Below are 25,249 nucleotides of genomic sequence, written 5' to 3'. Positions count from 1 at the left end.
CAGTTGGTCGTTACCTGTCAGTTGATCATCACCATGGCACCCTTGAGGGTCAGTTCAGCACCGCCCTGTACTTCGGCGGTGGCACTGCCTTTAGCGTTAAACGACACATCGGCGCTGGCGTTAACGTTCAGGCCGGAGACCTTCACGTCCCCCGACGATGCCTGAACCGTCACCCCGAGATTGCCTTTGATATTGACCTTCTGGTCGGCCTGGATATTGATGGTAGACGGGCTTTTGATATCGATGCCGGCTGACGACATCGTGATGGCATTGTTATGCTGGTCGGTGATGCTGATTTGCTGTTTTTTATCATTCAGCACAATCACATTGTTGCCCTTGGTGGTGATCGTCATGATGCTGTCCTTATCATCGAAAACGATGCGCAGCTCACTTTTCGTCACGATCGCTTTTTTGCTGTTTTCCGCATCCGGGACCAGTGTGCTGTAGGGTTTGCGGTTGGTGCTGTACAGACTCCCGAGGACGATAGGAAACCGCGGATCCTGATTAAGGAAGCCGACAATGACCTCATCCCCGACTTCGGGCAGAAAAAAAGCCCCTACACCGCTGCTGGAATAAAAATTCGCCAGCCGTGCCCACAGTCCTTTTCCGCCGTCATTGAACAACGGCAGTTCGACCAGAATGCGATAAGCGTTGTCAGGATCCTGATCGACCTTCTTCACCGTAGCGTTGAACAACCCTTCGACACCGGGCAGCAGCCCCGCCGCCGACGGTGCCATCACATCGTGTTCCTGTACGAACCACAGTGGCGATAACCCCAGTTCCGCGCAGGTAAACCAGTTCCCGTCGGCGTAATCGTGTTCAATGCCGGAAACGAAGTAATCGCCGTCAAACCGGCTTCCCATACCGCTGATGGTCAGGTAGTTTCCGGCGGTCACGGCAGCGTCGCCCTGAAAACGTACCTCGCCAGTGATCTTGGCCAGTTCGCTCTTAAGCATTTGCGCCTTGGACCATTGTGTCAGTGCGTCGTTATCCAGCGCAGCCGTGGTCTGCAAGGCAAAATCCGACAGCCCCACCACACCAGACAGCGTTTTGCTGCTGAGATTGCCCGGCCCGGAAAGGGTATTGGCGGCGGTCGAGGAAATGCATTTCTGAGTTTTGTCGTCCCACGCGCTGGCCTTGACTTGCGCCAGTTGGGTCACCGCATTGAGCCCGGCGCTAAAATGGTAAAGCCCGGCACCGTAAGTCACCGTTAGCACCGACTGAGTGCTGGCCGTGGGTGAGAAAACCGACACCGTTCCGTTTAAGGTGCTCACCACCAGCCCGTTTACCTCGGCGCGGCTCAGTATGAAATCCCAGTCGCTACAGTAGTATTGCACCAGCTCTGGTCGCGTCACCGTGGTGCTGGTGACTTTTTTACTCAAGCCATACTGACCAATTAGCGTGCTCATCACATCGCTGTCGGTTTTATTCTGGTAGGCGGCACTTTTGCGCCCCACGCTCATCTTGATCGCGCTATCACGGCATTCCACCACCAACAGTGGCCCGACGCCGGGATTCACCTGCAAAGATTGCCGGGTGACAATACCGGAGAACACCTTTTTATTGGTGCAGTCATACCCCAAGCTGATCACGATTTCCGCCCCCGGCACAAACGTTGACGAGGCGCTCACCGTGAAGTTTTCCTGTGAGGCGCTGCCATCGAGAATTTCCAGCGTGGCGCGGCTGATGTGATTGATTCGCTGCTGTATCTGAATACGGCGAACCTGATAATCCGCCGGGATCGCCACCCCATTGGCGGTAATATCGTGCGTCGCCACCCCGCCTGATGTTATCCCATCGCTCATGCGTCGCCCCCACGTTTGAGCGGAGGAACGCGCAACTGTAGCCCAGCGGGCAACGCGCGGATCTTATCGAGTTGATTGAACGCCGCCAGTTGGACATAGCATTCCGGGTCGCGATAAATCATCTGGCTGACTTGTGGCAGACTGTCGCCATCAACCACATCCACCAGATGGGTCAGGTCCGGCGATTTTTTGTCTTCCTGTCTGGCAGCGGTCGCTGGGTCAAGATAGGAGGTGAACTGTAGCGACACCTTAGCGCGCAGCGCCGTACCGTCAGGTCGGAAAAAGGTATAGGTAGTGTCGAACCCCTGCAGCACGCCTTTGAACGACAACCCTTGCCCCCAATAGATGACCACGTAGTTGGGGCGGTGAATATTGCCGTTGTAGTCATAGACCACCTTTTTCAACTGGGCCATTTCTTTGGTTAAATCCGTGCGGGTGCTGTCGACCACACCGGTACAGTCGAGCACCATCTCGAAGCTCAGTAGCTCCCCAGGCGTGGCGCGATACTTGGATGACAGTTTGCCGCTGCCCGGCGCTTGTTCTTCGTCATAACTGACGCTGCGATTGATGCGGATTTGTTCGGGATTCAACATCACCACGAACTCTCCGCCAGCAACCTTGGTGGTGAACTTTTCATCACTGTAGGCCACGATCCGCATTTTCTTTAATCCGCCCATCGCCCCTTCCTGCCTCAGTTACGGTTCCATTACGCATGTTTTCATCGATTCTGATGGCACGACTGCCCGTCATCGCTCCAACGGATTATGCCGTTGCTGTTTTTCCAGTTGCCGCAGGCACTCCTGAACAATGCGCTGCTTCAGCGCCTGTAACTGCACCGGATCCAGTTCGGCAACCGTCGGCGTATTCTGGCTCTGGATGTCGGTTTTAATCACCAACTCGCGGATTTCCACAGGCATGGTCAGTCATCTCCTGGTTAAAAAGTTTCAAAATTAGGCATCTCGAAGTACTGATAAGCAAATTCCAGCGTTTCAATGAATATTTCACTTTCCTGCGACTTCAGACTGCTGCCGGACCACTTCACCGGGTAGGCGGCAATAAAATTCCAGTCCATGCTGACCTCGCCATTTTCATTTAGCAGCCAGACTTTAATATCGCGGGTCTTGATCGGTACGGACACGCCGTTGTCCAGCGTATCTTTCACCCAGCTAATCAACGCCGACTCTGCATTGAGTACGCCTCGCCGCAAGACCAGATTCTGAAACGTCGTGTGGGCAGGCAGCCGATACTTAAATCGGTTCTCCCCACCACACACCACTTCTTCAATCCCCATTTCTTTACTCAGCCCACTGACTTCCTGAAAAGCAGCATCGCTGCTGCCCATGCCGGAAATTGAGACGCTGAAGTAAAAGCTGGTTTGCAAGTTAAGAGCCATTGGTCACAAGCAATTGTTCATGAGCGATTTCCAGGGTATCCACCGCCACTTCATTGGCATCGGACTTCAGGTCAGTGCCGGTGATTTTGGTCGGCCAGGCATTGTTCAACTGCCATTGCATGGTGACCGCGCCGTTCTCATCCAGCAGTTTGATCAGCACCGTGCGCCGTTTGACGGTGTTCATCTTGATTTCGTCCATCCACTGCCAGAAGTTGTTGTCGTTGACAAAAACACCACGCTTCATCGTGATGTTGCCGTACTTGGCAATCCCCGGCATTTTGATGGTCGAGAACAAGGTGCTGTTGCTGTGCCGGTACTCAATGACCTGAACCTCTTTGTCCATACCGGACACTTCCTGAAACGCCACCCCTTTCAATTCTGAGCCGAGATCGACCTCAAACCGAAACTTGGGCATCGGCCATGTGCTGCCTTCTTTGCTGCCGTCATCTGCCATGAGCATGCTCCTTAACAGTTGCTAATCAATGTGTTGAATAGAGTGAACCCCACCACCGGGCTTAGCCCGACTTCGCCATTTCCTGCTCAAAGGTGATCACGAGGAATTCCGCCGGCCGGACGATCGCCACCCTGACCGTCACATTCAGGAAGCCGTTGAGCAGGTCATCGCCGGTCATGGTCGAGCCCAACCCGCAGAGCACCTGGAATGCATCGGCCGCCGATGCCCCCTGCAAGCCGCCTTCTTTCCAGATAGACGTCAGGAAGCTGATGATCTCACTGCGAACCGCAGCCCAGGTATTCGCGTTATTCGGTTCAAACACATAGGCGCGCGCCGCGAGTTTGACCGACTGCTCCAGAAAGGTCATGGTTCGGCGCACCGACACATAGCGCCAGTCCTGACTGTTGCCATCGAGCGTGCGGGCGCCCCAAATCAGGATGCCTTGCCCGTTGAAAAAACGGATCGCGTTGACTGATTTGCCCGATACCGCATCCACATTGAGATCCGCCTGCTGGGCATCCGTCAGACGGATAGGTAAGTGTGCGGCGCCGACGATGCTGGTGTTTGCCGGGGCGTGCCAGACACCGTTCAGGTTATCGTTAACGGTGTAGACACCAGCCACCGCGCCGCTGGGCGGCAGTATGTTTGCGCTGGTCAACACATGGTTAATGATTTGCGAGTAGGTCTGCGAGGCGTTGAGCAACGCCGCGTTCAGTTGCGAGTTGGTCATCGGGTTGGTGGTGGGTGGATTCTCAATCATACCGAGGATCTTGGCGACGGCGGCATTCGGTGCCGACGGTGGATTCAGAATCGGTGCCAGCTGTTTGACATCACCGCCAAACAAGTTGGTGAAGTTGATATCGCTATTTTGCATGATCGTGGTGCCCACGAACGGGTAATACGCTATCCCGTAATTCAACCCATTCGACCCGGTACTATTGCGGAAGGTCTCGATATCATTGGTGTACATGATAGGGTCCGGCGCGTTGCCACCGATGATGTCGAACAGGCACACCGTGGTTTGCAGTTCTGCCGCCTGCAGCAACATGCTCTGCATCAACGTGCCGTTGTCGTCCACCGACAGTAGCGTCGCTTCTGGACAGATATACATGGTCGGTTCCTGCTCGTTCTGCAGTAACGCTAGCCCCCGTTGCAGATCCGCCAGCGTCACATTCGGATTAACGAGCGGCGCGCCAACATCGCCCGCTTTGCCGCTGGCCGCGCCATAGTTGCCGACGGACACGATATACGCATCACCCCCGCCGTTCTGGTAGAACAGTCGGATACTGTTATAAAGGTAATAGATGGTATTCGGGTCTGGCACAATCGCGTAGTAGCTGCCGTTAAGCAGCAGGTAGTCACCCTTATCAGGCTGGCTCTTCTGCTCTACCAGATAGTATTCCGGACTATATTGCGAGGCGGGATCCGCCGGCGGTGCAGGATTCGGTTTCATGTAGATGGCCTGAAACTCGGCAAAGGACGTGATTTTCTGCGCCTTGTTATAGTATGACTTGCCCTGATATTCCGCATTGGGTGTGTAGCCGATGAAGGCCGGAACCGCTGTGGCGACAGGGACCACAGAGTTCGGAAACGCATTCAGCTCATTGATGTACACACCCGGAGTTTTGATATTGGATGCTAGCATGTCGTGGTTTTCCTTTGGTTCACTGAGTGAAATTCCTGTACTTCATTGATAGGCTGGCCGATAACGTCAGGCTGATGTCCTTCAACAGTAGTTTGTCGCCGACAGGTCGCGTCAGTCAGACGTATACATACATCACAGATACCGGCTGGTTATCGTCGGCGCGGTGTACAAACGGCTGAGTATCCATCGGGGTCGGCAGCGCCGATAAGATGCGGCGTTGCCGGGCGCTACCATCGGGTGTATCCATAATTGGGCGATCCATCAGCGACAGGCGCTGCATCGGCAGTTGCTGAAACGCAATCGCTGACAGGCTGCGGGTCACCCACCCACCAAACGCTCCCGATTCTGCTGTCAGCGTGGCAGTAGACGAAAATGCGACCTGACCCGAAGCATCCACCACCTGCGGCTCTTGTAACCGCATCTGACCGCGCGGTATTACGCGATACTCCCAGGTGGTGGAACGCGGCTGTAAGACGATGGCGTAGGCCTGCCGGGTAACCAGGTCATCCAGATGACAACAGACCTCCGCCACCGCGCCAGTCGGCGCATTGTCGCTCGTCGGTGCGCTGGCGATCAGTTGGGCTACCGCCTGAGCATCGCTTCCGGTCGTTACACGATGACTGCTAAACCCCAGCACGCCTTGCCAGTCCAGCGGTATATCGGTGATGACCACAAAATACGGTCGCGGCTGTACCACCCAGAAACGAAATGGCTGCTCATCCGCCAACGTAGAACAATATTGCAGAAATGCCGTCCGCCCGGTTACCGCACAGCCATAGAAACGCCAGATATTGCCGAACGCCACCAGTTGCAAACCAAAACGCTGCATCTGTCGCCGGGTATATTCATCCGGCAGCAGCGTGGCTTCTCGCCACTCCCCTTGCGGAAAATAATGGTGCTGCAAGGTCAGCTCCACGATCACAAACATCAGGGCGACACCTTATTAGTGATGTGCTGTAAGACAGGGATTTCACCCGCAATCTGATTCGACTGAATAGTGAGGTGGCGAATTTTATAAATAATTGATGGTTGATACCGGGCACCTAATGCACTCCAAAGATTTTGCGTTTTTTCATAAGATGAATTCTCTATTTCAAATTGCAGCTGTGTTAAATCATCCGGCATATCGGGAAATTTTTGTCTGACCAACGCTGGGGTCGCCTGAAAAAAGGCAATGGTGGCTGAGAGAAATTTTAAGGCCTCATGGTAATCATCAAAGTGTGCGGTAAATAAAACATCGAGATTAAATATTACAGGGGGTAGAATCTGCCTGACACTGGTATTTCCCGGGCTGTTTGGTGAGCGGCTGCCATAAAAGGGCTTTATGGTTTCATGTTCGAGATTGATCATCGTCAGCACCATTTTATTCTGATTTTTCAATGGATAACCACCATTCAACTCTACCAGGTTATTTACCACAACCAATTCACCATCACTGTCAAATTGATGGCATAGTTGTTGGTTCAACGTGCTTTTAATATAACCCAGAGCATCATCAATCATCAGAAATCCTTATATGCCCGATATACCTCATGGTTAACAATGTGTTTGAATCCTGACACCTTACCATGCAATTAAGCCAATATCAGATACATGAACTCGGCCACCACCTCCTGCAATGGAGCATTATTTAATGTATAATTAACACCATCAGAAAATTAATTTAATAGAAATAATTTCGCGAAAATAAAATAGCAACAACCACCTACCCTTTATATGAAAGCGCATATAAAAAGACAAAACAACACGCATCAGAAAAAACTGACGGCAAACATTATTTTATGGTGAATAAAGTGGTCTGTATGCAATTAGGATACGCTGTTTATTGCCTCCGGCTATAATTTACTTTCCGTTAATAACATTAAAAATCGACAGAAGCAGCTTTTTCCGCAACATCTTTTTTACTATCCACAATTGTTTTTCAGTATAAGCGGAAAATACAAAAAAACCACAGATGCGCCAGAGTATAATAAAAAAATTCATAATTAATTGAAATTACTATTGTTTATGCGAAAAATTTTTACCAGGAAAAATAATACCAATTCAATAGACAATGAAATGATTTTAGTCTACATCTGTTGTTGTGTGTGATGTTCCAAATGTATAGAGAAAGCGCCGGTCACGGTGAGAAAACGCTGAAAACCAGCCTGGATACGCCCGGCATCCAGACCGTTGAGAAGATGTAATTATCCGAACCCTGGCCGACATCCACTACGTGATGTCGGCCAGTCTCAGTAAATAATTCGATTGTCGTTAACTGTTACCTCATCCCAACAGACAACCGGGGTGCAGATACCTCGCCAAACTGTTGACGTTCCCCGCCTGCATTCAACCGAAAGATTTCTACCAATTGACGCAACCGCGCCGCCTGATCATTGAGTGATTCTGCTGCTGATGATGCCTCTTCCACCATAGCGGCGTTTTGCTGTGTGACAGCTTCCATCTGGTTAATCGCCACGTTGATCTGGCTGATGCCGCGACTTTGCTCTTCCGATGCCAGCGACATTTCCCCTACCAGTGATGATGCATTGGTGATCAAGGTTTTGACATTGCTGATGGCATCGCGCACATCATCAGCCTGCTGTGACCCGTTTTTCACTGCCCCAATAGCATTATCGATAAGCGTTTTGATTTCTCTGGCTGCGGAAGAAGAACGCTGAGACAACGTGCGCACCTCGCCTGCTACCACGGCGAAACCACGTCCATGCTCACCAGCACGTGCCGCTTCCACTGCGGCGTTAAGCGCCAGAATGTTCGTCTGAAAAGCGATACCTTCGATAAGCGTAGTGATCTCAGCGACTTTTTCGGAGCCGGAAGCAATCGCCTTCATCGCCTGCATCATGCGTTCCACCGAGTCATCACCATGGGCAACAGCATCTGCGGCCTGCTGACCAAGACTATTGGCCTGACGGGCATTTTCGACGTTACTTTCTACGGTAGAGGAAATTTCGTGCATGCTGGCGGCGGTTTGCGCCAGTGATGCCGCCTGCTCTTCAGTGCGGGCGGAAAGATCGATATTGGCGGCGGCTATTTCGTTAGATGCCGTCGCCACGCTCTCGCTAGCCGTACGCACATCTGCCAGCACCGTCGCAAAACGCTCGGTCAGGCTGTTCAGTGCTTGTGCGGTTTTACCGATTTCATCGTGACGACTATCATCTGCCTGTAATGTCAGATCCAGACTGTCGCTAATCGTCAGCAAAGTATGCTGCAAGTGGTTGAGGCTACGACGGACATAAATCAGGATCATCAACGCCAGGGTGCCCGCGACCGCGACCGAAACAACGATCAAGCCAATAAGCGTATACAGTGTGCTGTTATAGTTCTCCTGATTAGCTTTTTCCTGAGCCGAGGCCAGCGCCAGATTGTATTCACGCTGATCTTGCAAGGATTTAATCACCGCCTGCTCTGTTTGCTTTTTGGCGCTCTCCGCTGCCGCATCGGTACTTTTCTGGATAGTGCCGCTCTTATAAAGGTTATCAATGTTCTGACGGTAAGACACCAGCAGCTGAATCGTACTATCCGTCATCTGCGCATCACGGTTATCAGCAATGTAGTTCTGCTTATAATCCGCCATGAATTTATCCACGCTGGTGAGCTTATCCATAATGGACTTCAACTGGGTCACGCGTTGCGTCTGATCGTCAACATCACCTAACATCGCGAGTGCCGCCCGCACTTCGCGCACATTGATATTTGAATTAGATAATAACGTCAGGCTGGGCAGCGTATTCCCTGTCACGTATTCCACCCTATCTTTCGAATCCCCGAGAGCTTTAATGCCGTACCCGCCCACCCCAATGAGCGCCAGTACGAAAATCATGATAGCTATCGCTAGCTTTTGGAAAATTGTCATCTTTTTTTCCTTTGTTTACTAAAGGTTATCGTGTTTTTATTTAAAGCATCAGCCGTGTTGCACTGATAACTCATTATCGGCAACAAATATTGCACCATTAAAGAAATCGACTTATAAAACAGTAATATAAAAAAATTTCTTCAACAAAAATCGATTAAACCCCGATCTTTACTGAACAGGTTATTTGTGAAGCTTTAGGCTTAACTGATCAGAAAAGCTAAACAAAAGGCTAAGGGTCAGTTGATGTGCTATTTTTTTAGGAAACGTCAGAATAAAAAAATGGAACCCTGAAAAGCAGAAATCCTCTGCAGGCGGTGGGTCAGACCACCTGCAGAACGCGAGAGCGAGCAAGAAAAAGAGAAAGGATCAGAGACTGCGGCGAGAAAAATCTTTCGGACGAAAGCCCAATGCAGCCAGTGAAGCAAAGTAGCTGCCAGCCCCCACGACTACCACAAACAACAAGCGCAGCAGGCGCTCCGTCATGTTACCTTGTGCCCAAGGGGGCATCCACAGGTTCAGCGCCAGCAGCACCAGCGACATCACAACAACGGCAGTGACCATTTTAACCAGAAACATCATCCAGCCGGGTTGCGGTGCAAACAGGCGCTGACGGCGTAATTGCCAGAACAGCAACCCGGCATTGATGCAGGATGCCAGACCAATCGACAGCGACAACCCGGCATGCTGCAACGGGCCGATAAACATCAGGTTCATCAGTTGGGTCATCACCAGTGTTGCGATACCAATTTTTACCGGCGTTTTAATGTCCTGCCGGGCGTAAAATCCGGGCACCAGCACCTTCACCAGGATCAAGCCCATCAGCCCGATGGAGTAAGCCACCAGCGCCCGCTGGGTCATCATCGCGTCAAAGGCGCTGAATTTACCGTACTGAAATAACGCAACGGTCAGCGGCTTAGCCAGCAACCCCAGCGCGACTGTAGCGGGCAACGCCAGCAGAAAACAAAGCCGCAGTCCCCAATCCAGCAACCGGGAATACTCCTGGTGATCGCCGCTGGCGACACTTTTCGACAGCGAGGGCAACAAAATCGTCCCCAGCGCCACACCCAACACACCGGATGGGAACTCCATCAAACGGTCGGCGTAATACATCCAGGAAACCGCACCCTGACTGAGGAATGAGGCAAAAATAGTATTGATGATCAGGGAGATCTGGCTGACCGACACGCCGAGAATGGCGGGTGCCATCAGCTTCATTACCCGGCTGACACTAGGATCGCGAAACTTGATGCGAGGCAGTACCAGCATGCCGATTTTCTTCAGATGCGGCAATTGATAGCCCAGTTGCAGTACCCCGCCGACCACCACCGCCCAGCCTAACGCCATCACCGGCGGATTAAACCAACGCACACCCAGCAATGCAAAACCGATCATACTGACATTCAATAAGGTCGGTGCAAACGCTGGCACGGAAAAACGGTTCCAGGTGTTGAGAACCGACCCGACCATCGACGTCAGTGAAATCAGCAGAATATAAGGAAAGGTCACCCGCAACAGTGCCGACGTCAGCTCGAAGCGCTCCGGCGTGGAGGCAAAACCCGGTGCCGTCACCATGATGACCCAGGGCGCGGCAATCATCCCGGCGACCGTGACCAGCGCCAGAATCAGCGTCAACATCCCGGCGACATAGGCCAAAAAGGTACGCGTTGCCTCCTCGCCTTGCTGACTCTTATACTCCGCCAGAATAGGCACAAATGCCTGGGAAAACGCGCCCTCGGCAAAAATACGCCGCAACAGATTGGGCAGTTTGAACGCCACAAAAAAGGCGTCGGTCGCCATACCAGCACCAAACACGCGAGCGACGATAGCATCACGCACAAAGCCCAGCACACGGGAAAGCATGGTCATGGAACTGACCGCAGCCAATGATTTCAGTAGATTCATTCAGTTGTTCTGACTATGGGAAAGAGAGAGATGGCAGGGCAAAACCGGCTCAACCGCCATGTCCACGACGGTCAAACCGCCTGCGATACGTCATGCCGACAGCCACAACACTGACGGTCAGGTACGGCTATCGCGGCACACAGCCTAGTCGATTGTACCGTCAATAGCCACATGAACACCCGATGGTCGCTGCTTTTTTCAGCATTCTCTCAGCAGCGAGTCGATCAACCGCTGTGCATACAACGCCTGATCGCTAGAGGTCAACGGCGGCGTCTGTGAAACCACCGCTTCAATAAAATGTCGGACAGCACCAGTAAAACCACGCTGCTCCAGCGTGCTCTGCCAGGAAGGCGCGGGACGAAGTACCACGACCCCCTCACGTTCTTCACGCCATTCCCGCAGGTTATCCACCTGATACCAGCCGCCGTCATTGATCAACTGAACGCTTTCTCGCTGGCTACCCGCCTGGCGATGCATGCTGGTGGTGATCAGGGTATGCGCGGTCTGGAACTGGTGTTCGGCGTACACCATTTGCCCTTGCGAATTACACCGTATCCGGCCAGCGCACAACGTGGCGGTCGTATCCGGTGTTTGTGCCAGCCACAGTGCGGTATCCACCACATGCAAATAGTCATCCAACAGCGTAAACGCCAACGGCTGCGGGCCAACATTATCAACACGATGTTTTTCCATGCGCAGGCTATCCGGCGCCGTCTGCTGCTGTCGCAGCCGTTGGTAGAGCGGCGCAAAACGGCGGTTGAACCCCACCATCAGCAGCAGGTTACGGCTGGCTGCCAGCGCGACCAGCTCTTCCGCCTGCGCCAGCGTTTCCGCCAGCGGTTTATCCACATAGACGTGTTTACCCGCCAGCAGTAGGGTTTTCACCACCTCGTAATGGCTGGCGGTACTGCTATGCACAAATGCCGCGTCACACTGGCGACCTAATTCAGCCAGCGAGGAAAAACAGGTTATGCGGTATTGTTGACATACCTGTCGGGCGCGCGCCTGACCCGGCGACCAGGCCCCCACCAGTTGCCAGTCGGTGGCCTGGGACAAAATCGGTAAATAGGCTTTACGGGCGATATCCCCTAACCCCACCACACCAATACGCAAAAGCGTCATACTGTTCTCCCGCCTTCCCACTTATCCGGATGGTATCAGGCAAGGTGCGCCTGTAACGCCGCCAGTTGCGCACGCAGTTCAGCCACCTCATTTTCCAGCGCGCACACCCGTGCGGCCAGTGAGGTATCTACCGATGCGGACGTCTCGTCCGACTCAGAAGACGACACCGCATCGTCAACCTCGCCGCTGAACAGGTGCATAAACCGGCTTTCACGCTTACCCGGTTCCCGCGCCAGTCGCACAACAAACGGCCCGTCTTCGCGCTGTTGCAGGTGCTGTAGGACGTTCTCCACCTCGTCCATATCGGCAAACTCGTACAAACGAGCCGCACGGGTACGAAGTTCGCCCGGCGTCTGAGCGCCCCGCAACAGCAAGGTCGTGACCAGTGCCACTTCAGCGGTTGAAAACTTCAGGTCACCAAATTCGGAGTTACAGAAGCGGTGTTCATATTTCATCACCCGGTTGCCAAAACCGCTGACGGTACGCAGAAAATGCCGCTTCACCAGCAAATCCAGCGTTTGTTGTACCTCGCTTTCGCTCAGATCCATGACCGGCTCTCGGTTGGTCTTCTGATTACAGGCGGCGGTCAGCCCATTGAGAGACATCGGATACTGTTCCGGGGTGGTCACCTGCTTTTCCAGCAGGCAGCCAATAATCCGCGCTTCGCGGGGCGTCAATTGGTATTTCATGGGCTTATCCTCATTCGGATCCGTAGCGGTGTGCACTTAACGCATCGGCGTCCATTCATTATTAGTCAGGGCAGTCAGTACGTGATCTTGCCATTTACCATCAATCAACAGGTAATTCTTGGCGTAACCTTCCTTTTCAAACCCCAAACGCGCCAACAGGTTACCGCTGCGCTGATTGTGCGGCATGTAATTAGCCATAATACGGTGCATATGTTGCTGGCGTTGCATGTAACGCAGCGCAGATTGCAGCGCCTCATACATCATGCCTTGCCCCTGCCACTTTTGGCCCAGTGAATAGCCGAGGTAACAGGCGTGAAAAGAGCCGCGCAGCACATTGCTGAAGTTCGCGACGCCACGTACCTCGTTTTCATCCGGGTCCAGCAGCAGAAAGTAGTAGGCGCTGCCCTGTTTGTGCATATCGCAAATCACGCTTAACCGCGCCTGCCAGCCAGAAGGGTAACAATGGCTGGCATCGCGCACCGGCTCCCAGGGTTTCAAAAAATCACGGTTTTCTGCGTAATACTCAGCCAGACGCCAGGCATCGCGTTCGTGCGCCAGACGGACCACCAGCCGATCCGTAGTCAAGCGGACTCTGGGTGTCGTTGAGCGATAGCCAAACATGCCTTCCCCCTCAGGTGACGGATTATCGATGAATAACTTTTATTAATGTGATCAACGCCGACGAACGTCGCCACAGGATAAACAACCCATAGCGCTTACTATAACCCTATAAATTCCATAGCGTAAAATCATGACTGCTGAGTTATTGCACAATCGATACGCCGTCATGACTTTTTTTCTTAAATTGTTCGTCAGATAACAGTTGAACGATAAAAAAATTTATTAGCAGGATCCCCTATCGCCATCACGCAATCGGCGAGAGAATGGAATGGTTATCTTTTACCTTCCTCTCTTTCTGCCTCGTGGTGAAACATGTCGTTGATGGCACAGGCTCGCAGCCTGGGTAAATATTTTCTGTTGCTGGATAACATGCTGGTGATACTGGGTTTCTTTGTGGTGTTCCCGCTCATTTCCATCCGTTTTGTCGATCAACTTGGCTGGGCTGCGCTCACCGTCGGGATTGCACTCGGCCTGCGTCAGTTCACCCAACAGGGACTCGGTATTTTCGGCGGTGCCATCGCCGATCGTTTCGGTGCCAAACCAATGATCGTCACCGGCATGCTGTTGCGTGCCTCTGGCTTTGCGTTCATGGCGCTGGCAACGACACCGTTGATGTTGATGCTCTCCTGCGTGCTCTCCGCACTGGGCGGGACGCTGTTCGAACCACCCCGCAACGCCATGGTGATTAAGCTGACACGCCCCCATGAACGCAGCCGCTTCTTCTCCTTGTTAATGATGCAGGATAACGCTGGTGCGGTAATCGGCGCGCTTATCGGCAGTTGGCTGATGCAATACAACTTTTCCGTGGTGTGCTGGGTCGGCGCAGGCGTATTCGTGTTAGTGGCCTTGCTGAATGCCTTGCTACTACCCGCTTATCGTATTTCCACCACCCGTACACCAATCCGCGAAGGCATGATGCGGGTCATGCGCGACCGGCGTTTTGTGGTCTATGTACTGACGCTGACCGGCTATTTCATGTTAGGTGTGCAGGTACTGTTGATGATGCCGATCATGGTCAATGAACTGGCCGGTTCGCCGTCTGCGGTAAAATGGATGTACGCAATCGAAGCCGCGCTGTCGTTGACGCTGCTTTACCCCGTCGCCCGCTGGAGCGAAAAACGGTTTCGACTGGAACAGCGGCTGATGTTCGGGCTATTCATCATGACCCTGAGCCTGATTCCGATGGGAATGGTCACCAGCCTGCAATGGCTGTTGGGGTTAATCGGCCTGTTTTATATTGGCTCTATCATTGCTGAACCGGCGCGGGAAACGCTGGGGGCATCATTGTCCGATGCCCGCGCCCGCGGCAGCTACATGGGGTTTAGCCGTATGGGGCTGGCACTGGGCGGCGCGCTGGGTTACAGCGGCGGTGGCTGGTTGTTTGATACCGGAAAAGCGCTCGGCCAGCCAGCCTTACCCTGGTGCATGCTGGGTATCATCGGCATGCTGACTCTGGCGGCCCTCTACTGGCAGTTCCACTTAAGACGTATCGAACCGGCTATGCTGAGCGAGCATTGATCGCAGGTTGCTTCCACATCACGGACGGGGCGTTGCATCGCCCCGTTTTTATCTTCAATTTCCAGCTGTTGCAGCACACATTGCGCATGGACGGGCTGACGCTGACAATAGATAATCCCCTTCGACACCACCATCACAGTTGCGTCCGATGCGACGCTGATCAACCCAAGGAGTTCCGGTATGAAACTGTTTATTTATGAACATTGTCCTTTCTGCGTGAAGGCACGCATGATTTTCGGTCTGAAGCAGTTACCGGTGGAACTGTGCGTGTTATCCAACGATGACGAAACCACGCCGATTTCGATGGTCGGTCAGAAAATGGTGCCGATTCTGCAAAAAGAGGACGGCAGCTATATGCCGGAAAGTCTGGATATCGTGAAATACGTTGATGATCTGGATGGTAAACCGGTGCTGACCGGTACTACGAATCCGGCGATTGATGCCTGGATTCGTGGCGTGTACGACTACGCACCGCGTCTGCTGATTCCCCGTTTCTCCCAGGCTGATTTTGAGGAATTCGCGACAGAAGCTGGCCGTAATTACTTCATCAACAAAAAAGAGGGACAAATCGGCAGCTTCGCGACCCACTTTAGCCAGACGGATCCCCTGACAAAACAGCTGGAAAGTGATCTGCAGGCACTGGCCCCGTTGATTGTCTCGTCACAGGCCTGCAATGGCACATTGTCACTGGATGATATCAACCTGTTCCCCCTGCTGCGTTCACTGACCATCGTTGCTGACGTCAATGTCCCGGCGGCTGTCGCCACCTACTGCGATACGATGTCTCAGCTTGCCAACATCGACCTGCTGATCGAACAGGCACAATAACCCCTGGCGCCGCCGCCCGACGGCGGCGTTTAGGTGTATTCCGATTGGCGATATCAGCGGAATAACGCACCCTGCCGACAGGCCTCGCACGGCGGGGTCCATTACAAAAAACAAGAGGTTATAACAATGAGAAAATCGGGACTGGCCGCTCTGGCGCTGTTGGGGACGTTACTCATCAGTGGTTGCAACCAGTTGGCGCAATACAGCCTGAGCGAGCAGGAAATCAATCAGTATTTGCAACAGCATAATGACTACCAGAAGCAACTGGGTGTTCCCGGTGTGGTAGACGCACACATTACGCTGACTGACCTGGCCAGCCAAATTGGTCGCACGGAACCCGGCAAAGTCACGCTGAGCGGCAACGCGAAAGTGGATATCAGCTCCCTGCTGGGAAAACAGCAGGCAGACATGAAGCTGACGCTCAAAGCCCAGCCAGTATTCAACAAGGATGAAGGTGCCATCTACCTGAAAGATATGGAGCTGGTGGATTACAGCGTTCAGCCGGAGACATTACAAACGGTGATGCAAACGCTGACGCCCTACCTGAACCAATCGCTGAAGAGCTATTTTGACCAGAAGCCCGCCTATGTGCTTAACCCGGAGCACAGTAACAAAGAGGCACTGGCGAAAAAATTAGCTAAAGGTATCGAGGTAAAACCCGGTCAGTTGGTTATCATGTTGACCGATTAAATGGGGAACCCCCAGCCTGGCTGGGGTTTTCTACAGACAAGAAAGCGGGTGGCATGTGCCACCCGTTTTTCATTCTTCAGACGACTCATCATCCGTTTCGTCGCCTTCTGCTTCCGCCAGTTCGTCACGCATCGCTTCCAGCGCTTCACGGCAAATAATCGCCAGCGTACGATAAAACGCCGTCGTGGCATGGCTTTCCACCTTGCCCAGAAAACGATCGCTCCACGGCAACAGATAGTTATCGAAAAACGCTGACTGCGCTGCCGTTTCATCTTCCTGCGCTTGATCTTCCAGCCAGGATGCAGCCAGTAGCAATGCGCCAAAGTGGTCGACCGGCCCTTCGCCTAATGGCATACCGCGCTGTTGTAAAAACGCCCGAACTTCAGCTTGCGGTGCGTCCGGCTCCCAACTGGAACGCCATGGCGACACCGAGGGTTCTGCGCCGAACAAGGCCTCGTAATCCGCACTCATCGCCGGTAAATCGATACTGCGCTGCCAGCGCGCCATCAACGCATCCTGCTCTAGCGGCCATTGTTGTGCCAGCTTGCCCTGCTCAATCAGGGTAAACAACGGTGCCAGCAGCGGATCCTGTGGCGAGCGTTTAAACAGCGTGCCGAGAATACGGCACACCACGGAAAATTCATTCATCTCATCAACCTGTAAAAAGACATGACAGCGCGATTTAGTGACAACGTCACAGATCGGCAAACTCCGGGATGGCCGGTCTCCCGCGTTGTTCCAGAAAATCCAGCACCCGGCGCGGGCTGACATTCAACACGCGATCCTGCGGAAAATCAACGTCTCGCATAATACGCTCACAGTGTGGAAACTCACCCAGCGACCAGGCGATATGTGAATCTGATCCCAACGCCAGATAACCACCCGCGTCGCGCACCGCTTCGGCTACTGCCCGGCAATTCGCCTCACTGCCTTTGCGGGAATGAGTAAACGAGGAATTATTCAATTCCAGCGCTACATTATATTTCGCGGCCGCCTGAGCAACCGCCTGAATATCAATCGGGAATTTTGGGTTGCCGGGATGACTAATGATATGGACGGATCCTTGAGCCATCGCGGCAATCACCGCTTCGGTGTGGACATCACGGTTTGAGGGGGGAAACACCGGCTCATGAAAACCAGCGATAACCACGTCCATACACTCCAGCATCGGCCCGGTGCAGTCGATGTCGCCTGCCAGATTCTTAATATTCGCCTCAATACCACGCAGGATACCGACCCCTTCCACTATTCGCGGCCAGACACGCATATTGATGAAATGCCAGTGATGCGGTGCATCCGCCATATCCGGGCCGTGATCGGTAATAGCGAACAGGCGGATCTGTTTGGTTTTGGCTTCTGCCACGTAGTCATGCAGGGTGCTGTAAGCGTGGGTGCTGGCGACGGTGTGCATGTGTAAATCGACGGGATACATGGTTTCTCCTGACTCGGTATTGATAAGCAAGCATACCATTTATCCCGCACTGGCACAGCCGAGGCAATGATGGGATAACGACAAATTAACAGAAATGAAACATGCACGACTTTCCTCCATCGCTACGGAGAGCTGACAGGCAGAAATGGCGACTAAAGCAGCAAATTGCGCTAAGTTTGGCTAAACGCACGCTTTTATGAAAGAAGTGTGTTGACGCTGCTGCGGATTTTCCCTAGAGTAGCGCCCCGTTGCCCCTGCTGGCGACGATCCGGTGAGGTGTCCGAGTGGCTGAAGGAGCACGCCTGGAAAGTGTGTATACGTGAAAACGTATCGAGGGTTCGAATCCCTCCCTCACCGCCAGATTAAAAACAAAAACCCCAGACGAAAGTCTGGGGTTTTTGTTTTTAACCGGTGACGGGATGGATGAGAAGTCTCGACAGGGTTCGACAAAACGGCTTGCCGTTTTGGACCGCCGCAGGCGGCCCGCAGGGCGAGCGCAACGCGCGAGTCAATCCCGACCGGCGGTTTAGCCCCCCCCTTATCCTTGATTCAGGTGCAAGTCTGGGGATTCGATAGTTTTTCATTTATAAGATTTGATACTTGATACTGAACAAAAGAACTGGTATTAAATATATTTTAATACTCGACCAGTTTTTTGTTTATATATATATTACTCCTATTAACCCTGACAACTATTTTGGACACTAACGTTGGAAAAACAGAGTTAGGGAATGTACATTTCATATACATGAAAGAGTATAAAATACAAATTTTGATGTAATCAAAAAACCATGTAATTAATTTTCACCCCAAGGAAATTTTTATGAATTGGTTGATTTCAGCAAATTCAGAGGTGTACGATCATGCATCCTCTTTTAAGGATTATGGATCTATTGATTGGCGTCAGGGCATAGCTAAGTACGAAGTATCAGATATCGTTTACATTTATGTTACAAAACCAACAGGAAAAATCCAATATAAATGCCGTATCACTAAATTGAATTTGTCTTCAGACGAAATTCGTAATGATGAAAAATATTGGAAAAATCAAGATGAATATCAGAAATCTTTATCTGGATACTATATGAACCTAGAGCTTATTGAGCAAATCGAAAATCCCAATCTATCACTTGAAAAACTATTAAAACATGAACTTAAAGCCGCTCCACAAGGGACCAAAAAACTTGATCTCACTCCACACTTGCTTAATTACATTGAAGGTTATTTCAACAATAAACTCGAAAAAGAATCTCTCCCCGATGAGGCTCAATCATCCTCAGATATCAAGGAGGGTACAATAAAACAGCTTTTCACTAAAAAATATGAACGTAGTAGAGAAGCAAGAAATAAATGCATTAACTATCATGGTACGATATGTAAGGTGTGTAATCTAGACCTAACTTTAATCTATGGGAAATTGGCTAACGGATTTATACATGTTCATCATTTAATCCCAATATCAGAAATTGGTGAAGAGTATATAATTAATTATATAGATGATTTGATCCCTGTTTGCCCGAACTGTCATGCAATGTTACATCGTATCCAAAGCACAGAACCACTTCAGACCTTGAAGGAAATAGTTAAAAACAATCTAGGGAAAATATTGAAAGTAAATTAAAATAGAATACACCATACGCCACTATGCATCCATATAAAATACTATATTTGCAATATAGAGAAACTTAAAAACTAAAATATGTATTAATACATGAGCTTTTATTTCATTGTTTTTATAAAAGTTTATTTGTTATACAGTATAAAAGAGATTCATATGTCTAAAAAATTTAAATTCTACCCATGGGTTAACCTAACCCAAAGACAAGATATCATTGGGAAAGAGCATCCTGGTGTTTATATGATTGCCCGCGGTGAGACTGCGCCTTCTGATTATTGCGCCAAGAACGCATCCATCATTTATATCGGTGAAACGACAAATCAAAAACTTAATAATCGAATTCATCAATTTGTTGTATCTGCCTTTAATAATAAGCCGGGTCATTCAGGCGGAAATACGTTCCGAAACAACGAAGAAATATCAGGCGGTGTGTCAGAAAGTATGCTGTGGGTATCTGCCTGCCCTATTCCAGCCGAACCGATAAAACCGATGGAACGGACGGGCGGCATTTATACATCAGCATACATCAGATATTTAGAACGCAGACAAATTCTGCAGTTTGTTTACGCCAACGGTAGGTTACCCGCCTGCAATCGTAAATAGCACTTGTGACCACCCACAACATCAAGCCCGAACCAAACTCACCCCAGCCTGCGAAAAAGGTGCCGTCACCTCATCAGGCACCGCGGATTCCACAATAAGCGTGCTGGCCATGGTGAGTTCACCGATTGCATAGCGGGAGGCGACATTCAGTTTATCCTGTGTCGCCATGACAACGGTTTCCGCCGCACGTGCTGCCAGCGCCCGTTTGATATACGCCTCTTCCAGATCGCCGGTGCTGAAACCCGCCTGCGGATGCGCCCCGGTGACGCCCATAAAAAAGATATCGGCGCGGATCGTCGCCAGTGCTTCCACCGCCGCCGCACCTACCGCGACCAGTGAATGCTTGTAAAGGCGACCACCAATCAGCACCACATCAATACCAGGGTGGTTTACCAACGCCACCGCCACACTCGGGCTATGCGTTACCACGGTCGCCGTCAGCGAAAGTGGCAGACACTTCACCAGTTCGCCACTGGTCGTGCCGCCATCAATCATGACGACCTGCCCCGGCAGAATCAACGATGCAGCGGCCTGCGCCAGTTGATGTTTGGCACCTATCGCTATCCGGCTGCGGACATCAAAACTGACTACCGTTTCTGACGCAGGTAAGGCACCGCCATGTACTCGCTGTAATCGTCCTTCACTGGCCAGCTCACGTAAGTCACGCCGAATGGTATCTTCCGACACGCCAAAGGCATCGCTCAGTTGCTTTGCCAGCACCTGCCCTTCAGCCGCCAGTTGTTCCAGAATTCGCTGTTTGCGTTGTGTCGTCAGCATGGTGTTCCCCAGTATGTTGTGCCTACCTTTATTTACTTGATTATGCCTGAATTTGCACGTTTATTCTTTTTATCAGTATTTCAGGCAACAAATTCCGCACGAAATTGCACGAAATGACTTGAGTGTGCACGAAACCTCGCGCTAGGATGAGTGCTCATTCCTTGTTCAGGAGAGTAATGATGCTCACCACACGAGATCGCGTTCGTATTGTCGACAGCGTAGTACTGTCCGACGATTGGTATGTGCTGAAGAAAAACACCTTTGATTTTTTACGTCGGGACGGCACCTGGCAGCGGCAAAGCCGTGAAACCTATGATCGCGGCAATGGCGCGGTGATCCTACTGTATCATCGTCACAGGCAAACATTGTTACTGACGCGCCAGTTCCGCTTTCCGGTCTTCGTCAACGGGCACGACGGGATGCTAATTGAAGCCGCAGCCGGTTTGCTCGATCATGCCGACCCCGAAGTGCGCATCCGCGCCGAAGCGGAAGAAGAAACCGGCTATCGGGTATTCAATGTTCGTAAGGTGATGGAAGCCTACATGAGCCCCGGTTCGGTAACGGAGAAACTCTATTTCTTTCTTGGGGAATATGATGATAGCTCCCGTATCGGCACGGGAGGTGGCATTGAAGATGAAGGGGAAGATGTGGAAACGCTGGAAATGACGCTACCGCAGGCATTGGCCGCGATTGCCGAGGGTACCATTGTTGATGCCAAAACCATCATGCTGGTGCAGTACGTTGCGTTGCACCGTGCGTTACCGTTTGAGGGGCTGCCAGATTAGCCGCTAACCGGGTTTCGGCGAGCGCAAAGGCTCGCCGCACCACACATCATCGTCAAAAGAGACACCTTCCTCATCTAATAATTATTTAGGGTATGCCCGGTTATTTTCCATTCGATGTTTTTACAAAATAACCAGCCGACTAATTCATGATCACTATTATTTCCCATAAAAATAACAGCCTGTTTTTCTCCTTTCTCAAAATAATTTAACTAGCTGATACTTAAACGACATTAGTATTTATTACACCATAATTTGACATTTCGCGATTTTTTACGCATACAGAATACAGCTGCTATACTGGCATCACGCACATGTTGCGGTTATTTTTTCACCCAGTGTTTATGATCTAAAAAATAAGATCCATCGCAAGGTTTTTACTTGTAATTTTTGTCCGCCCTATGTGGTACGGTAAATGCGTACCCGTGCAAAACTAAGAAATTAGACAGGAGAAAGTTATGAAAAAAATATATTCGTTGCTGGCTGGTTTGGTATTCACCGTCGGCCTGACGGTAAGCCCTGCTGTGCCTGCAAAAGGCCAGGCCGGTGTGTTTGATTTCTATCTGTTGACGTTATCCTGGTCCCCCACGTTTTGTCTGACACACGCCAGTAATGAGCAATGCACCAAGGGGTATGGTTTTGTGCTGCACGGCCTGTGGCCGCAATATGCTAATGGTGGCTGGCCACAAAACTGTCCGCCCATAAAAGCGCTTACCGCGCAGGAACGTAAATACGGTAATACCCTGTTCCCAACCGATGCGCTGCTGACGCATGAGTGGGAAAAACACGGTACCTGTAGCGGGTTGGGCGCGAATGGATATTTGCAGGCGGCGGATAAAGCCGTAACCAGTGTGAAGATCCCGGCCAGCTTCAATGCACCGACCAAGCCGCTGCAAATGACCGCTGAGCAGATTCTGGCCGCATTCCGCCAGAGCAACCCGTCAATCCCACAAGATGGGATCGCCGCTGTCTGTAGCGGCCCGGAATTGTCTGAAATTCGGGTGTGCATGGACAAAAATCTGAATTTCCAGTCCTGCGGTAAATCGGTAAAAACCCAGTGTCGTGATGGCAACATCCGCGTGCCTAACGTGCGTTAATCCCCACGCTGGCGCTGTTGAGCGCCAGTTTCATGACATCTTTAGCCCGCCCTGCGTGCGGGCTATGTCAAGTAATGTAGAAACAATGAATAACAATAATTACTTTTGTAAAAATTTCCATTGTATTTATTCTATTTGTGAAATATCACTGTCACGCTAGATCTCTAGCATGTCCGGTCGGACATATTCATTCACCCCAGTGCAGGTATGAGAGCATGTTTTTGTTTTCCCCGCAGGACAGCACCTACACCAGGATGTTGTGTCAATTCGAATTTCAGGCACAACAAGAAGGGATTACCCGTCAGACCATGGCGGCCGCAGTGGTATTCCGGGGCGGTATACTCCTGGTGCGTCGCAGTGCTAATGACCCCATGTTACCCGGATACTGGGAGATCCCTGGCGGTGGCCGCGAACCTGGCGATCACAACCTGCTCGCCACGCTGATGAGAGAATTGCAGGAAGAAACCGGTCTGCGTTTGCGTTATATCCGTCATTATCTGGGTTTTTTCGATTACCTGGTACCGAGTAACGAAAAAGTTCGTCAGTGGAACTTTCTGGTTGACGTGATGCAAGAAGAGGTTTGCCTGAACGAAACGGAACACGATGCCTGGCAAATCGTGCGTCAGCCGTCCGATATCCCTGAGGATTGTCCCATCAGTGAAGAGAGTCGTTTTGTGGTGAATGCCGCCATGCGCATGTTATGACGGCACGGTGATAACGATGAGGCTATGCCCGTAAACTCGACTATCAGACCCCGACAGAGCGGGGTCTGAGGGCATTTAGGCCAACTGCCCAAGCGAGGCCGGTTCGAACCCTTTAAGGCTATCCAACTCATGACGATGCACTTTCGCCGCCCAATGAGAGTCGGTCAGCAGTGCACGGCCTACCGCGATCAAATCAAACTCATCGCGTTCCATACGCTCCAGCAACGTATCCAGACCCGCCGGACCAGACCCTTGCCCGGCAAACGCACCGAAGAAATCATCAGACAGCCCGACAGACCCTACGCTAATGGTTGCCGCCCCGGTGACTTTCTTCGCCCAGCCAGCAAAGTTCAGGCCGTTTTCACCGTCTACATCCGGGAATTCCGGCTCCCAGAAACGGCGCTGTGAGCAATGCAGAATATCTACGCCAGCAGACACCAGCGGTGCCAGCCAATCTTCCAGCGCCAACGGCGTCGGAGCCAAACGTGCACTGTAGTCCTGCTGCTTCCATTGGCTAACACGCAAGATCAGCGGGAAATCTGGCCCTACCGCTGCACGGACGCTTTTCACCACTTCAGCCGCAAAACGCGCACGCTGTTTAACCGTTGCGCCACCAAACGCATCAGTACGCAGGTTAGTTTCCCCCCAAAAGAACTGATCGATCAGGTATCCGTGTGCACCATGCAATTCCAGCGTATCAAACCCGAGGCGCTTCGCGTCAGCGGCTGCGCGGGCGAAGGCGGAAATGGTATCGGCAATGTCTTCTTCCGTCATGGCATGCCCACGCTCTACTTCTGGCGAGAACAGTCCTGACGGACTTTCAATGTAATCCGGTTCCCACTCCACACCATTAAGCGGCGCCGAACCAACGTGCCATATTTGCGGCCCCATCTTGCCGCCAGCCGCGTGAACCTCGTTAATCACGTTTTGCCAGCCCGCTAACGCACGCTCACCATGAAAAAACGGGATCCCGGGGTGGTTACGCGAACCGGAGCGATCCACCACCGTGCCTTCCGACAGAATCAACCCGACCTCACCTTCCGCACGGTGGCGATAGTAAGCGGCAATATCATCGCCCGGAATACCATCAGTGGCGAAACAGCGGGTCATCGGTGCCATCACGATGCGATTCTTTAATTTCAGTGTTTTCAGCGTAAAAGGACGGAACAGCACATCAATATTGGCCATGTAATCATCTCCTTGGGCATGAACCCGTGATGGTATACAATGTAAACCTGGTGTCAATCAGGCACATTCATGCTACCAGGTAGCCTTAAGGAAACCACCATGCTGAAATCTTGCGCCGCCCCTTACTCCCACGCTAACTGCCCCAGCCGCTTTCTGCTGGAACAAATCGCCGACAAATGGTCGGTACTGGTGTTAGGTGCATTATGTGAGAAGCCGCTGCGCTTTAACGATCTCAAACGCAGTCTGGAAGGCATTACGCAAAAAGCCCTGACACAGTGCCTGCGCAAACTGGAACGCAACGGTATTGTGGAACGACGGGTGCTGGCGTTTTCACCGATTGCGGTGGAATACCATATCACGCCATTGGGCCACACGTTGAAAGAACCGTTTCAGGCGCTGTACCGCTGGACTGTCGAGTATCTGCCGCAGGTGGCACAAGCGCGCGAGCGCTTTGATCAGCGGCTCAGTGAGCAGGAAAAAGCGATACCCGACGCCCAGGCCTGAAGCGGTTGTGCAGCGAACCTCGCT

26 protein-coding genes and 1 tRNA gene are annotated in these 25,249 nt (G+C 51.7%); 10 read left to right on the top strand and 17 right to left on the bottom strand.

Annotated features, from left to right (window positions below; genetic code table 11):
* Positions 1-17 precede the first annotated feature (17 nt).
* From vgrG to rimJ, 13 genes are all read right to left on the bottom strand, one after another.
* Positions 18-1,805 carry a type VI secretion system tip protein VgrG gene (gene vgrG / locus FAZ14_RS15180; protein WP_016941223.1) on the bottom strand — a complete coding sequence of 596 codons (1,788 nt, stop codon included), beginning with the start codon at positions 1,803-1,805 and terminating at the stop codon, positions 18-20.
* Positions 1,802-2,482, bottom strand: coding sequence for a CIS tube protein (locus tag FAZ14_RS15175; RefSeq protein ID WP_016941222.1), 681 nt, complete (start codon positions 2,480-2,482; stop codon positions 1,802-1,804). Before FAZ14_RS15175 ends, vgrG begins: the two co-directional genes overlap by 4 nt.
* 69 nt (positions 2,483-2,551) lie before the next feature.
* Entirely contained in the window at positions 2,552-2,722 is a 171-nt protein-coding gene (locus FAZ14_RS15170) for a DUF5908 family protein (RefSeq protein WP_016941221.1), read from the bottom strand.
* Between the two features lie 17 nt (positions 2,723-2,739).
* The gene (locus FAZ14_RS15165; RefSeq protein ID WP_235914580.1) at positions 2,740-3,186 is read right to left on the bottom strand and encodes a phage tail protein; all 447 of its coding nucleotides are present in this window, start codon (positions 3,184-3,186) and stop codon (positions 2,740-2,742) included.
* Between the two features lies 1 nt (position 3,187).
* Entirely contained in the window at positions 3,188-3,652 is a 465-nt protein-coding gene (locus tag FAZ14_RS15160) for a phage tail protein (RefSeq protein WP_016941219.1), read from the bottom strand.
* 61 nt (positions 3,653-3,713) lie between these two features.
* On the bottom strand, positions 3,714-5,297 hold the full coding sequence (locus FAZ14_RS15155) for a phage tail sheath family protein (protein ID WP_016941218.1): 1,584 nt from the start codon (positions 5,295-5,297) through the stop codon (positions 3,714-3,716).
* A 115-nt stretch (positions 5,298-5,412) separates the two neighbouring features.
* Positions 5,413-6,225, bottom strand: a complete 813-nt coding sequence (locus tag FAZ14_RS15150) for a hypothetical protein (protein ID WP_153508833.1) — start codon at positions 6,223-6,225, stop codon at positions 5,413-5,415.
* Entirely contained in the window at positions 6,225-6,800 is a 576-nt protein-coding gene (locus tag FAZ14_RS15145) for a Pvc16 family protein (RefSeq protein ID WP_153508832.1), read from the bottom strand. Before FAZ14_RS15145 ends, FAZ14_RS15150 begins: the two co-directional genes overlap by 1 nt.
* A 757-nt stretch (positions 6,801-7,557) precedes the next feature.
* Complete coding sequence (locus FAZ14_RS15140) at positions 7,558-9,150, bottom strand: methyl-accepting chemotaxis protein (protein ID WP_153508831.1); 1,593 nt, start codon at positions 9,148-9,150, stop codon at positions 7,558-7,560.
* A gap of 366 nt (positions 9,151-9,516) precedes the next feature.
* Entirely contained in the window at positions 9,517-11,052 is a 1,536-nt protein-coding gene (gene murJ, locus FAZ14_RS15135) for a murein biosynthesis integral membrane protein MurJ (RefSeq protein WP_153508830.1), read from the bottom strand.
* A gap of 198 nt (positions 11,053-11,250) precedes the next feature.
* Positions 11,251-12,174: a Gfo/Idh/MocA family protein gene (locus FAZ14_RS15130; RefSeq protein ID WP_153508829.1), complete on the bottom strand. Its 924-nt coding sequence runs from the start codon at positions 12,172-12,174 to the stop codon at positions 11,251-11,253.
* 35 nt (positions 12,175-12,209) lie between these two features.
* The gene (locus tag FAZ14_RS15125) at positions 12,210-12,863 is read right to left on the bottom strand and encodes a YceH family protein (RefSeq protein WP_016941211.1); all 654 of its coding nucleotides are present in this window, start codon (positions 12,861-12,863) and stop codon (positions 12,210-12,212) included.
* Positions 12,864-12,899: 36 nt separating this feature from the next.
* On the bottom strand, positions 12,900-13,484 hold the full coding sequence (gene rimJ, locus FAZ14_RS15120) for a ribosomal protein S5-alanine N-acetyltransferase (protein ID WP_013317780.1): 585 nt from the start codon (positions 13,482-13,484) through the stop codon (positions 12,900-12,902).
* Between the two features lie 312 nt (positions 13,485-13,796).
* Here rimJ and mdtH point away from each other — a divergent pair, with 312 nt between their 5' ends.
* From mdtH to FAZ14_RS15105, 3 genes are all read left to right on the top strand, one after another.
* On the top strand, positions 13,797-15,002 hold the full coding sequence (mdtH, locus tag FAZ14_RS15115) for a multidrug efflux MFS transporter MdtH (RefSeq protein WP_038925949.1): 1,206 nt from the start codon (positions 13,797-13,799) through the stop codon (positions 15,000-15,002).
* 180 nt (positions 15,003-15,182) lie between these two features.
* On the top strand, positions 15,183-15,830 hold the full coding sequence (gene grxB, locus FAZ14_RS15110; RefSeq protein WP_153508828.1) for a glutaredoxin 2: 648 nt from the start codon (positions 15,183-15,185) through the stop codon (positions 15,828-15,830).
* 126 nt (positions 15,831-15,956) lie between these two features.
* On the top strand, positions 15,957-16,520 hold the full coding sequence (locus tag FAZ14_RS15105) for a lipoprotein (protein ID WP_153508827.1): 564 nt from the start codon (positions 15,957-15,959) through the stop codon (positions 16,518-16,520).
* Positions 16,521-16,589: 69 nt separating this feature from the next.
* Here the strand turns inward: FAZ14_RS15105 and FAZ14_RS15100 are convergent, their stop codons facing one another.
* Positions 16,590-17,168, bottom strand: a complete 579-nt coding sequence (locus FAZ14_RS15100; protein WP_038914032.1) for a TorD/DmsD family molecular chaperone — start codon at positions 17,166-17,168, stop codon at positions 16,590-16,592.
* 46 nt (positions 17,169-17,214) lie between these two features.
* Entirely contained in the window at positions 17,215-17,952 is a 738-nt protein-coding gene (locus FAZ14_RS15095; RefSeq protein ID WP_153508826.1) for a phosphatase, read from the bottom strand.
* Between the two features lie 270 nt (positions 17,953-18,222).
* Here FAZ14_RS15095 and FAZ14_RS15090 point away from each other — a divergent pair.
* The 3 genes from FAZ14_RS15090 (at position 18,223) to FAZ14_RS15080 (ending at position 20,173) form a co-directional block, all read left to right on the top strand.
* Positions 18,223-18,312: transfer RNA gene (locus tag FAZ14_RS15090), tRNA-Ser, on the top strand.
* A 463-nt stretch (positions 18,313-18,775) separates the two neighbouring features.
* Positions 18,776-19,573 carry an HNH endonuclease gene (locus FAZ14_RS15085; protein ID WP_153508825.1) on the top strand — a complete coding sequence of 266 codons (798 nt, stop codon included), beginning with the start codon at positions 18,776-18,778 and terminating at the stop codon, positions 19,571-19,573.
* A 153-nt stretch (positions 19,574-19,726) separates the two neighbouring features.
* Positions 19,727-20,173: a hypothetical protein gene (locus FAZ14_RS15080; RefSeq protein WP_153508824.1), complete on the top strand. Its 447-nt coding sequence runs from the start codon at positions 19,727-19,729 to the stop codon at positions 20,171-20,173.
* A gap of 21 nt (positions 20,174-20,194) precedes the next feature.
* On the opposite strand, the gene FAZ14_RS15075 is transcribed toward FAZ14_RS15080, so the two are convergent.
* A complete protein-coding gene (locus FAZ14_RS15075; RefSeq protein ID WP_153508823.1) occupies positions 20,195-20,950 on the bottom strand; it encodes a DeoR/GlpR family DNA-binding transcription regulator in 756 nt (251 codons plus the stop codon).
* A gap of 179 nt (positions 20,951-21,129) precedes the next feature.
* Here FAZ14_RS15075 and FAZ14_RS15070 point away from each other — a divergent pair, with 179 nt between their 5' ends.
* The 3 genes from FAZ14_RS15070 to FAZ14_RS15060 all read left to right on the top strand — a co-directional run bounded on the left by FAZ14_RS15070 (position 21,130) and on the right by FAZ14_RS15060 (position 23,533).
* Positions 21,130-21,735: an NUDIX hydrolase gene (locus FAZ14_RS15070; RefSeq protein ID WP_153508822.1), complete on the top strand. Its 606-nt coding sequence runs from the start codon at positions 21,130-21,132 to the stop codon at positions 21,733-21,735.
* Positions 21,736-22,190: 455 nt separating this feature from the next.
* Positions 22,191-22,829 (top strand): ribonuclease T2 family protein, encoded by a 639-nt coding sequence (locus FAZ14_RS15065; protein WP_153508821.1) that lies wholly within the window; start codon positions 22,191-22,193, stop codon positions 22,827-22,829.
* Positions 22,830-23,044: 215 nt separating this feature from the next.
* Entirely contained in the window at positions 23,045-23,533 is a 489-nt protein-coding gene (locus FAZ14_RS15060; RefSeq protein ID WP_016941200.1) for an NUDIX hydrolase, read from the top strand.
* 75 nt (positions 23,534-23,608) lie between these two features.
* Here FAZ14_RS15060 and FAZ14_RS15055 read toward each other — a convergent pair whose 3' ends face one another.
* Positions 23,609-24,721: an NADH:flavin oxidoreductase gene (locus FAZ14_RS15055; protein WP_153508820.1), complete on the bottom strand. Its 1,113-nt coding sequence runs from the start codon at positions 24,719-24,721 to the stop codon at positions 23,609-23,611.
* A gap of 99 nt (positions 24,722-24,820) precedes the next feature.
* Here FAZ14_RS15055 and FAZ14_RS15050 point away from each other — a divergent pair, with 99 nt between their 5' ends.
* Positions 24,821-25,225 carry a winged helix-turn-helix transcriptional regulator gene (locus FAZ14_RS15050; protein WP_235914578.1) on the top strand — a complete coding sequence of 135 codons (405 nt, stop codon included), beginning with the start codon at positions 24,821-24,823 and terminating at the stop codon, positions 25,223-25,225.
* The last annotated feature ends 24 nt before the right edge of the window (positions 25,226-25,249 follow it).

It is taken from the genome of Dickeya oryzae (assembly GCF_009372235.1).
Lineage (GTDB): Bacteria > Pseudomonadota > Gammaproteobacteria > Enterobacterales > Enterobacteriaceae > Dickeya > Dickeya oryzae.
The sequence above is the reverse complement of the archived record's forward strand: the minus strand, read 5'-3'. Positions and strand labels throughout refer to the sequence as shown.

What these genes read in the sequence shown, in the direction of transcription:
- vgrG (WP_016941223.1), bottom strand. Translation starts at nt 1,805, where the DNA reads ATGAGCGATGGGATAACATCAGGCGGGGTGGCGACGCACGATATTACC.
- FAZ14_RS15175 (WP_016941222.1), bottom strand. Translation starts at nt 2,482, where the DNA reads ATGGGCGGATTAAAGAAAATGCGGATCGTGGCCTACAGTGATGAAAAG.
- FAZ14_RS15170 (WP_016941221.1), bottom strand. Translation starts at nt 2,722, where the DNA reads ATGCCTGTGGAAATCCGCGAGTTGGTGATTAAAACCGACATCCAGAGC.
- FAZ14_RS15160 (WP_016941219.1), bottom strand. Translation starts at nt 3,652, where the DNA reads ATGGCAGATGACGGCAGCAAAGAAGGCAGCACATGGCCGATGCCCAAG.
- FAZ14_RS15155 (WP_016941218.1), bottom strand. Translation starts at nt 5,297, where the DNA reads ATGCTAGCATCCAATATCAAAACTCCGGGTGTGTACATCAATGAGCTG.
- FAZ14_RS15150 (WP_153508833.1), bottom strand. Translation starts at nt 6,225, where the DNA reads ATGTTTGTGATCGTGGAGCTGACCTTGCAGCACCATTATTTTCCGCAA.
- FAZ14_RS15145 (WP_153508832.1), bottom strand. Translation starts at nt 6,800, where the DNA reads ATGATTGATGATGCTCTGGGTTATATTAAAAGCACGTTGAACCAACAA.
- FAZ14_RS15140 (WP_153508831.1), bottom strand. Translation starts at nt 9,150, where the DNA reads ATGACAATTTTCCAAAAGCTAGCGATAGCTATCATGATTTTCGTACTG.
- murJ (WP_153508830.1), bottom strand. Translation starts at nt 11,052, where the DNA reads ATGAATCTACTGAAATCATTGGCTGCGGTCAGTTCCATGACCATGCTT.
- FAZ14_RS15130 (WP_153508829.1), bottom strand. Translation starts at nt 12,174, where the DNA reads ATGACGCTTTTGCGTATTGGTGTGGTGGGGTTAGGGGATATCGCCCGT.
- FAZ14_RS15125 (WP_016941211.1), bottom strand. Translation starts at nt 12,863, where the DNA reads ATGAAATACCAATTGACGCCCCGCGAAGCGCGGATTATTGGCTGCCTG.
- rimJ (WP_013317780.1), bottom strand. Translation starts at nt 13,484, where the DNA reads ATGTTTGGCTATCGCTCAACGACACCCAGAGTCCGCTTGACTACGGAT.
- mdtH (WP_038925949.1), top strand. Translation starts at nt 13,797, where the DNA reads ATGTCGTTGATGGCACAGGCTCGCAGCCTGGGTAAATATTTTCTGTTG.
- grxB (WP_153508828.1), top strand. Translation starts at nt 15,183, where the DNA reads ATGAAACTGTTTATTTATGAACATTGTCCTTTCTGCGTGAAGGCACGC.
- FAZ14_RS15105 (WP_153508827.1), top strand. Translation starts at nt 15,957, where the DNA reads ATGAGAAAATCGGGACTGGCCGCTCTGGCGCTGTTGGGGACGTTACTC.
- FAZ14_RS15100 (WP_038914032.1), bottom strand. Translation starts at nt 17,168, where the DNA reads ATGAATGAATTTTCCGTGGTGTGCCGTATTCTCGGCACGCTGTTTAAA.
- FAZ14_RS15095 (WP_153508826.1), bottom strand. Translation starts at nt 17,952, where the DNA reads ATGTATCCCGTCGATTTACACATGCACACCGTCGCCAGCACCCACGCT.
- FAZ14_RS15085 (WP_153508825.1), top strand. Translation starts at nt 18,776, where the DNA reads ATGAATTGGTTGATTTCAGCAAATTCAGAGGTGTACGATCATGCATCC.
- FAZ14_RS15080 (WP_153508824.1), top strand. Translation starts at nt 19,727, where the DNA reads ATGTCTAAAAAATTTAAATTCTACCCATGGGTTAACCTAACCCAAAGA.
- FAZ14_RS15075 (WP_153508823.1), bottom strand. Translation starts at nt 20,950, where the DNA reads ATGCTGACGACACAACGCAAACAGCGAATTCTGGAACAACTGGCGGCT.
- FAZ14_RS15070 (WP_153508822.1), top strand. Translation starts at nt 21,130, where the DNA reads ATGCTCACCACACGAGATCGCGTTCGTATTGTCGACAGCGTAGTACTG.
- FAZ14_RS15065 (WP_153508821.1), top strand. Translation starts at nt 22,191, where the DNA reads ATGAAAAAAATATATTCGTTGCTGGCTGGTTTGGTATTCACCGTCGGC.
- FAZ14_RS15060 (WP_016941200.1), top strand. Translation starts at nt 23,045, where the DNA reads ATGTTTTTGTTTTCCCCGCAGGACAGCACCTACACCAGGATGTTGTGT.
- FAZ14_RS15055 (WP_153508820.1), bottom strand. Translation starts at nt 24,721, where the DNA reads ATGGCCAATATTGATGTGCTGTTCCGTCCTTTTACGCTGAAAACACTG.
- FAZ14_RS15050 (WP_235914578.1), top strand. Translation starts at nt 24,821, where the DNA reads ATGCTGAAATCTTGCGCCGCCCCTTACTCCCACGCTAACTGCCCCAGC.